This is a genomic window from Hespellia stercorisuis DSM 15480 (genome assembly GCF_900142165.1).
Lineage (GTDB): Bacteria > Bacillota > Clostridia > Lachnospirales > Lachnospiraceae > Hespellia > Hespellia stercorisuis.
The window spans coordinates 1-2,147 of the sequence record NZ_FQZY01000141.1 but is presented as its reverse complement, the minus strand read 5'-3'; the positions used below and the strand labels follow the sequence as shown (position 1 = coordinate 2,147).

Genomic DNA, 2,147 nt, shown 5'->3' with positions numbered 1-2,147 from the left:
ATTACCGAAATAATATCGCAAAACAGGTTTTAAAAATTCTCTGTTTTGTACAAAAATTAATTAGTTCCCCAAGGGGGTTCTGAACAGTTACTATCGTTCTATAAAAAGATATAGCAAAGACATATTTTTTACAGTGAATATTTCACGGAATTCCAGAATACATTTTTCCAATTCAGGAAGTGGATTGTATTTATTCCAAAGAAACTCATGGTGACTTGGGGTAAGTTCTCCATTCATCCATAGATAATTAAAGATTCCTTTGCGCGTGATATATTCAGCTCTGACTTTTTCCGAAGCAGCGTATCCACCATTGGAAGATACATATTTCGTAACTTCTAATTGATACTGTTTTGCCACTGAAAAGACATATAGGCGAATATTCCCAAGACCGCATGATACACCAAGGTCTTTTACCCGTTTGGCGGTATCAGTTTGAGTCATTCCATCAGAAATACATTTGATTATGAAATCTTTGTATTGATCCAAGAAGCTCCTTTTGTTTGAACGGCATAATACTTCTGGATCCCCATAAAGATATTTCTTGATGGTGGCTTTATTCAGATTGAATTTCCTACAAATTTCCGATTTATTTTTACACACCTTTGCCATTTTCTGAATCTGGTAGATGAGTTTTAAACGTTTCTTCTCTGCATCCGTTAGGTTATCCACAATGGATACGATTTTTTTTGCAAGGCTCATTATCTTCAGTTGCTTTATCTGAGTGAGAATTGCTAGACGTTTCATCCATGATTGCAGTGGTTGCAGGAATTTCTCTGCCCAGTATTTTATTGACAGCATCCATCAGATTCTTATGCAGATGGAAACGGTCTGCAATCTGCATACAGTCGGGAAGGATTTCCTCAACAGCCTTTGCATATGCACTAGCTCGATCACGAGTTACAGTTTTTACTTGTTTGTTATTTTCCAGCCATTCTTTTAATGTGGTACCATCACGGCCATCCAGAATTGCAACCGTTTTATGGGTTTCTGCATCTACAATTATTGTACCGTATGTATGACGTTTCTTAAAAGCAAAATCATCAACACCAATAGCTGAACCACATTTGGTAGTCGGTTGACGATCGTATCGTTTAATTAGTGTTCGTATAACGGTATCCCCACTGATTTTAACACTCATTGACTGAAGAATTCTTGCACAGCTTTCACAACTGGTTTCAAGAGCCAGGGTGCAGACTAAATCTACCAGGCGATTAGTCATGTAACAGTAATCGTTCAAAAAGTCACTACAAGATTCTGTAAAGCTTACAGAATTACAATCAGGGTTATTGCATTTGAATTCATAAAGGGTAAGATCCAATACAACTCGTTTTCCCAGTATTGGGAGGTCTTGAACTTTTTTATGATGCGTTGCATATAGTTCTCCCGATACCGAATTACAGGAAGGACATTTGCATTCCTTTGTTTTGGATTTGATATGAATTGTAATAACACTGTCATCTTGCTCTATGGACATAATATTTAAATTTTCCGGATAAAATGACTGTAAACTAATAGAATTGGCAATACTCTGCATTTGGATCACCTCACGGATATTTGCTATTAGTATAACACAATCTACAGTTATATGCATACGTTTATACGAAAATGTGCGGAAGAACCATAAGAATAGCAAAAGTAAGAAGAGGATGCCATGGAATCATTGATTTGATGATTCTGTGGCATCCTCTTTTTGGGTGAGTCAGGTTTTTATGACTTTGCAGATCTCAGAACTTGTTTCTTATCTTTCGGTACTCTCTGGGAGAATATCCTTTTAGCTTGTGGAAAAGCCGGCTGAAATAAAGCTGGTTATCATATCCGACGATTTTAGAAATCTCATTGATGGAATAGGTTGTTGTTTCAAGTAACATCTGGGCATTGTTAATTCGGATTCCCACGATGAACTGCATTGGTGTAGAACCTGTGTATTTTTTAAAATTCCGGATAAACCAGCTGACACTCATCCCTCGTGAGGCAGCATAATCATCTATGTTAATATTCTGGTTATAGTTTTCACTGAAAAAGGTAACAGCATTATCCATCTCGTGATCCAAATATTCATTTTTTAAGATATGTTCCCTGGTCAGTTCTCGATGAAAGATAATAAGAAGATGACGGAGCAGAAGGACAAGCATTTCTTCATAATTATC

General features: G+C 36.7%; 3 protein-coding genes. All 3 read right to left on the bottom strand.

The genetic code is table 11. From position 1 onward, the window contains the following. Positions 1 to 90 precede the first annotated feature (90 nt). Complete coding sequence (locus BUB85_RS20755) at positions 91 to 699, bottom strand: hypothetical protein (protein ID WP_073113365.1); 609 nt, start codon at positions 697 to 699, stop codon at positions 91 to 93. After that, positions 662 to 1,534 carry an ISL3 family transposase gene (locus tag BUB85_RS20750; RefSeq protein WP_242945516.1) on the bottom strand — a complete coding sequence of 291 codons (873 nt, stop codon included), beginning with the start codon at positions 1,532 to 1,534 and terminating at the stop codon, positions 662 to 664. The genes BUB85_RS20755 and BUB85_RS20750 overlap by 38 nt, the downstream gene beginning before the upstream one ends. Before the next feature lie 190 nt (positions 1,535 to 1,724). After that, positions 1,725 to 2,147 (bottom strand): helix-turn-helix transcriptional regulator (locus BUB85_RS20745; protein ID WP_143160822.1); only part of this gene is annotated, 423 nt, incomplete at its 5' end.